Source organism: Kitasatospora sp. MY 5-36, from assembly GCF_001182915.1.
Taxonomy (GTDB): Bacteria; Actinomycetota; Actinomycetes; order Streptomycetales; family Streptomycetaceae; genus Kitasatospora.
This window is the reverse complement of record NZ_LFVW01000692.1, coordinates 1-5,826: the sequence shown is the minus strand read 5'-3', so window position 1 is coordinate 5,826 and position 5,826 is coordinate 1. Positions and strand designations below refer to the sequence as shown.

Here is a 5,826-nt window from a genome sequence, read left to right as displayed (position 1 = left end):
GCCGGCGCGGGTGGCGTGGGCGTACAGGCTCATCCGGCGGTGCCCGCTCCCGTGCCGGCCGGTCCGCCGCCGCCCGGTCCGCCGGTGACCAGTCCGGCGGTGCGCAGGGTCTCGTGCAGCCGGTCGACGTCGGCACGCGCCCGGTCGGCGGTGACGGGGTGGCGGGCGCTGAGGTCGGCGGCGGTCTCCTCGGCGGTGCGGCCGTCCAGCAGGGAGCGCAGGACGAGCAGTGCGGTGCGGTTGAGCTGGTAGTAGCGGCCGGAGCGCTCGTCGAGCAGGACGGCGCCGTCGTCGGTCGGGGTGAGCGTCACGTCGGGGCGCAGCTGGGCGGGCATCAGGTCCCTCCGGTGGTGGCGGCGGTGCGGTGGCGGCTGCCGTGGGCGCGCAGCCAGTGTTCGCAGGCGAGGGTGGCGTCCAGGGCGGCGTAGGGGGTGCCGGTGGGGTAGAGCCCGAGGCAGGCCTGGCGCAGGGCGTCGGGGTCGATCAGGCCGGCGCGGGCCAGGGCGCTGTCCTCGGTGAGGGCGGCGATTCGGGCGCGGTGGCGGGCGAGGCCCTGGTGGGCGTCGGGGGTGAAGTCGCCCTTGCCGGTGCGGCGCAGGAGGTCGGCGGGGACGTCCGGGGCGAGGGCGGTGGTGAGCAGGGGCTTGTAGGCGAAGGGGGTTCCGCGGGTGGCGGGGTCGGCGGCCAGGCAGGCGTCGAGGACCTGGTCGTCGAGGAAGGGTGTGCTGTACGAGGTGCCGGCGCGGGCGGTGGCGTCGACGAGCTGGCGCATGGCGGAGGCGCTGTGCCGGACCGTGCGCAGGACCTGGTGCTGGGCGTGCTGCGGGGCCAGGGGCCGGGCGTCCCGCAGGGCCTTGAGCTGGTCGCGGACCAGGGCGGCGGCGTGCGGGGTGGCCCAGGGCGGCAGCCGGGGTTCGGTTCCCCAGCCGAGGAGTTGGGTGGTGGGCGGCGCGGGGTGGGTGAGGCGGTCGGCGGCGTGGGCGAGCCAGGCGGGGTAGGGGCGGGGGTCGGCGAGGGCGCCGAGGGCGTCGGGCAGCTTCCAGCGCAGGCGGGCGCGGTGTCCGCGCAGGTGGCGGGCGGCGGTGGCGGGGTGGCGCGGGGCGAGGGTGCGCAGGTAGGCGGGGAGGGCCTGGAGGACTTCGTCGCCGCCTTCGCCGCTGATCCGCAGTCGGGCGCCGCGGGCGGCGAGGAGGCGGGCGACGGCCTCGTCGCGGGCCCTGGTGCGGGTCCAGGCGAACGGTTCGTCGCCCTGGGGGCCGGGGGTGTCGGTGTCGGCGAACATCGCGGGGAGGTCCTCGGCGGGCAGGACGAGCCGGATGCCGGGCAGGTGGCGGGCGGCGCGGTCGGCCCAGGGGGCGTCCTCATGGTGGGGGTCGAGGGAGCCGATGGTGACGGTGAGCAGGTCGGCTGGGCCGGTGGCGGCGAGGAAGCACAGGGGGGTGGAGTCGAGGCCGCCGGACAGGTCGGCGGCGACGAGTCCGCCGTCGCGGGTGCGGGCGGCGACGGCGCGGTGCAGGGCGTGGCGCAGGGCCGCCGCGGCTTCGGCGCGGGGTCGTTCGGGGGCGGGCGGCTGCCAGTGGGCGAGGGTGCGGGCGGGGCCGCCGGGGGCGAGCAGGGCGGTGTGGTGCGGTGGCACGGGGGTGATGCCGGGCCACAGGGGCAGGGTGTCGGCGGGGTGCGGCAGGGGGTGGGCGAGGCGCAGGGCGAGGCGTTCGGTGGACGGGGTGAGGCCGGCCGCGGCGGCCAGGACGTCGGCCCGGTCCGACAGGACGGGGACGCCGTGGACCTCGGCCAGGTGGAGGCGGTGGAGTCCGGACAGCGAGCCGCGGGCGGTGACGGTGCCGCGCACGGTGGCGATCAGGTGGTGGCTGCCGGCCGGGCCGTCGGTGTGGGTGAGGGCGAGGGCCTCGCGCGGGTCGCGGAGGTGTTCGGCGCGGCGGCGCAGCTGGTGGGTGTCGGTGTCGCTGGTGCCGAACACGGCCAGGGCGACCGGTCCGGCCTGGGCGGTGACCGCCTCGTCGGCCGGCCAGTGGCCGAGGATCCAGGGGCGGCCGCTGGGGTGGTGCAGGGCACGGCGCTCGGCCGTGCCCCACACCGCGGCCACCGCGGCTGCTGCGTCGGTGTCCGGCAGGACCACGAACCAGGTCCGCCGGTGGCCGTTCACGGCGCGGTCCTCAGGGGGCGAGGTAGTAGCCGTGGACGTCGGACTGGTTGCCGATGTCGAAGCCCCGGGTGAGGTCCGCGAAGTCGCCGAGTTCGATCATCACCGGGGGCTCGTACACGTCGTCGGTCATGGCAATGTCCTCTCTTGTGCGGGGAGTTGGACACGATCGCCGGCCGGCGGTGCTCCTACTCTTCCTCGTCGGTTCGCCGACGGACAAGCGGCGCCGGGGCCTTCGGCCGGAACCCGACGGCCCGGGCGGGAGTGGCCGCAGGCGCTCGCGGGACTGCTGAGCACCCGGGCGAGCGGGTGGCGGGGGCGGCGGGCGGGAGGCCGGATTCGGCCAGCCCTGGACGAAATGGTGTAGACCTGTCCGCTGCCGGACGGGGTCTCGCCTACGGTCGTCCCATGGCTGACGCATGCTTCGGGCACCCGCGGCTCGCCGCGCTCTACGACCCGCTCGACCCCGACCGCGGCGACCTCGACGCCTACCTGGCGATGGCACGGGAGTTCGGGGCGCGCCGGGTGCTGGACATCGGCTGCGGCACGGGGGTGTTCGCGCTCCTGCTGGCCGGCCGCGGGTTCGAGGTGGTCGGCGTCGATCCCGCCCTGGCCTCGGTGGAGGTCGCGCGCGCCAAGCCGGGCGCCGGGCGGGTGCGGTGGATCCACGGCGACGCGACGGACCTGCCGCCGCTGCAGGCCGATCTGGCGACGATGACGGCGAACGTCGCCCAGGCGATCGCCGGTCCGCGGGCCTGGCGGGGGACGCTGCGGGGGGCCTTCGCGGCACTGCGGCCCGGCGGGCGGCTGGTCTTCGAGACCCGCGATCCGGGCGCCCGCGCCTGGGAGGAGTGGACGCGCGAGCGCTCCCACCGGGTGACGGAGGTCCCGGGCGCGGGCGCCGTCGAGAGCTGGGTCGACCTGGTCGGGGTGCGCGGGCCGCTGGTGACGTTCCGGTGGACGTACGTGTTCGCGGTGGACGGGCAGGTGCTGACGTCGGATTCGACGCTGCGCTTCCGGGAACGGGCGGAGATGGAGCGGGACTTGGCCGCCCACGGCTACGTGCTGGAGGAGGTCCGCGACGCTCCCGACCGGCCCGGGCGGGAGTTCGTCTTCGTGGCCCGGCGCCCGTGACCCCCGCCGCCCCGTGACCCCCGCCGCTCCGGGGCGCCGTGCGCGGGAAGTCGGCCGGGCCGACTTCCTGTGCGCGGGCTCGGCGGTTCAGGGGAGCAGGGTCTCCCCGTTCGTCCGGCCTTCCACGGCGGTGACATAGGAGCGGGCGGCGTCGACGGCGAGGATGCCCGGGGCCGGGTCCCGGCCGAGGAGCTGCAGCGTCTCGGCGATCCAGCCGGGGCTGACGAGGTTGATCCGCAGGTCGCGGGGCAGTTCGGCGGCGGCGTTGCGGACGAAGCCCTCCAGCCCGGTGTTGATGACGGCGCCCAGCGATCCACCGACCATCGGGGTGGTGAACGTGCCGCCGGTGAGGGTGATGGAGCCGCCGTCGCGCAGGTGGTGCTGGGCGCGCCGGGCCAGGGCGATCTGGCCCAGCAGCTTGCCCTGCAGCCCGGCGAGGAACTCCTCGTCGGTCGCCGTGGCGAAGTCGACCATCGGGCCCGACACGGCGCAGCAGACGACCGCGTCGAGGTCGGGCAGGCCGGCGAAGAGCGCGTCCAGGGAGTCGGAGTCCTCCAGGTCGACCGTCACCGGGCCGCTGCGCGAGGCCCGTACGACCTGGTGCTCCTTCTCCAGGGCGGTGGCGACAGCGCTGCCGAGTGTGCCGGAGGCTCCGATCACGAGTACCTTCATGCCGTCGATGATCGCATCAAGTGGCCCTCTCAGGAGGACTTTTCGGCAAGGGTGTGGGCGACGAGGGCGTTCGCGTGGCCGTGGCCGATGTTGTGCTCGGTCTTGAGCCAGGCGACGAGCTCCATGTGCCTGGCGAGCGGGGAGGCGCGAATGAGGTCCTTCCACTCCTCGACCGGGCGGCCGTACTTCTTCTCGATGGAGGGGAAATAGGAGGCGGGGCCCTTTACGGCGGGGGCCTTCGCGGCGGTCTCCGCGGTCTTCACGGCGGTCTTCGCAGCGGTCTTCGCGGCGGGGGCGGCGGTCATGGGCGGTTCCTCTCGGGAGGGCGGGAAAGAAGAAGCGGTGCGGTCACGGAGGTAGACCGTGACCGCACCGCGAACTCATCGCCCTGCCGGAGTGATTCGCGTCACACCCCGGCGGTGGCCCGGTGGCGGCGCCGGCCGGCGGGCGGGGTGGGGTCGGCGTCCCAGGCGGCGACGGGGTTGCCGAGCCAGCGGCCGCCGCCGGGGACGTTCTCGCCGCGCATGACCAGGGAGGCCGGGCCGACGGTGCTGCCGGCCCCGAGGGAGGCGTTGAGCAGCACGATGGAGTGCGGGCCGGTGGTGGAGCCGGCGGCGAGGTGGACGGGGCCCAGCCGCATGACGCGGTCGTGGAAGAGGTGGGTCTGCAGGACGGTGCCGCGGTTGACGCTGGCGCCGGCCTCGACGGTGACCAGGTCGGTCTCGGGCAGCCAGTGGGTCTCGCACCACACGCCGCGGCCGATGCGGGCGCCGAGGCTGCGCAGCCACACGTTCAGGTAGGGGGTGCCGGTGATGGTGTGGCCGCCGAAGGGCATGGCGAGTTCCTCGACGAAGGTGTCGTAGAGCTCGTTGCGCCACACGAAGGAGGACCACAGGGGGTGTTCGGCGACGCGGAAGCGTCCGACGAGCAGCCACTTGGCGGCGGTGGTGACGGCGCAGGCGACGACGGCGGCGGCGGTGAGCACGAGTCCGGCGGTGCCGAGGGCGACGGCCAGGCCGTAGTCGTCGCGCAGTTCCTGCAGGGTGGCGAGGACGAGGTCGCCGAGCAGGGCGGCGAGGACGATCGGCAGCAGCCGGCAGAGTTCGACGCCGGCGCGCGCCCACATCAGGCGCCGGGGCGGGTTGTAGGTGCGGGCGTCGGCGCCGGTGTCGGCGACGCGGGGCAGGGCGAAGGCGGGGCGGCCGAGCCAGGAGGAGCCTTCGGGGGCGTGGGCGGGGGTGTCGGACAGGACGCCGACGAGGGAGTTGTCGGGCAGGTGGCGGCCGGGGCCGACGATGCCGGAGTTGCCGACGAAGGAGCGGCGTCCGACGTGGGCGGGGCCGAGGCGGAGCCAGCCGCCGCGCAGCTCGTACGGGGCGACGAGGGTGTCGTCGGCGAGGAAGGCGCCGTCGTCGACGCGCATCAGGCCGGGCAGGGCGAGCACGGTGGAGGCTTCGACGCGCCGTCCGACGCGGGCGCCGAGCAGGCGCAGCCACACCGGGGTGAAGAGGCTGGCGTAGAAGGGGAAGAGGGTGCGCCGGGCGGTGTCGCTGAGGCGGCTGACGGCCCAGGCGCAGAAGGCGACGCGGCCGGTGGCGGGGTGGTGGCCGGGGCGCAGCGGGAGGGACAGCAGGCGCACGAGGAGCGCTATGAGGGTGGCGTAGCAGACGACGGTGAGGGCGGCCAGCGGGATGGTGGCGGGCAGGAGCTGGACGAGGGCGCCGAGCAGGGTGGCGTCGCTGTCGATCATCGGGTAGACGATGGCCAGGGCGGGCAGCGCGGCGAGGATCGGGACGAGGCCGAAGAGGGCGAAGGCGGCGCCGTAGGCGAGGTTCCAGCCGCGCGGGGCGGGGGCGGGG

General features: G+C 75.8%; 7 protein-coding genes. 1 reads left to right on the top strand and 6 read right to left on the bottom strand.

All coding sequences use genetic code 11. From position 1 onward, the window contains the following. Nucleotides 1–29: 29 nt before the first annotated feature. From AE652_RS33765 to AE652_RS45615, 3 genes are read right to left on the bottom strand one after another with little or no spacing between them, the layout of a single operon-like run. A complete protein-coding gene (locus AE652_RS33765) occupies nt 30–335 on the bottom strand; it encodes a lasso peptide biosynthesis PqqD family chaperone (protein WP_049658596.1) in 306 nt (101 codons plus the stop codon). Further along, nucleotides 335–2,164 carry an asparagine synthase-related protein gene (locus tag AE652_RS33760; RefSeq protein ID WP_049658594.1) on the bottom strand — a complete coding sequence of 610 codons (1,830 nt, stop codon included), beginning with the start codon at nt 2,162–2,164 and terminating at the stop codon, nt 335–337. Before AE652_RS33760 ends, AE652_RS33765 begins: the two co-directional genes overlap by 1 nt. A 10-nt stretch (nt 2,165–2,174) precedes the next feature. Continuing rightward, entirely contained in the window at nt 2,175–2,294 is a 120-nt protein-coding gene (locus AE652_RS45615; protein ID WP_107086612.1) for a lasso RiPP family leader peptide-containing protein, read from the bottom strand. A gap of 275 nt (nt 2,295–2,569) precedes the next feature. Between AE652_RS45615 and AE652_RS33755 the strand changes: the two genes are divergently transcribed. Continuing rightward, the gene (locus AE652_RS33755) at nt 2,570–3,295 is read left to right on the top strand and encodes a bifunctional 2-polyprenyl-6-hydroxyphenol methylase/3-demethylubiquinol 3-O-methyltransferase UbiG (RefSeq protein WP_049658592.1); all 726 of its coding nucleotides are present in this window, start codon (nt 2,570–2,572) and stop codon (nt 3,293–3,295) included. 87 nt (nt 3,296–3,382) lie between these two features. Here the strand turns inward: AE652_RS33755 and AE652_RS33750 are convergent, their stop codons facing one another. The 3 genes from AE652_RS33750 to AE652_RS33740 form a co-directional block, all read right to left on the bottom strand. Further along, nucleotides 3,383–3,967, bottom strand: coding sequence for a short chain dehydrogenase (locus AE652_RS33750; protein WP_049658590.1), 585 nt, complete (start codon nt 3,965–3,967; stop codon nt 3,383–3,385). Nucleotides 3,968–3,996: 29 nt separating this feature from the next. Then, complete coding sequence (locus AE652_RS33745; protein ID WP_049658600.1) at nt 3,997–4,230, bottom strand: DUF4287 domain-containing protein; 234 nt, start codon at nt 4,228–4,230, stop codon at nt 3,997–3,999. A 143-nt stretch (nt 4,231–4,373) separates the two neighbouring features. Next, nucleotides 4,374–5,826, bottom strand: a 1,453-nt coding sequence (locus AE652_RS33740) for a Pls/PosA family non-ribosomal peptide synthetase (RefSeq protein WP_049658588.1), incomplete at its 5' end; no start/stop codon positions are given.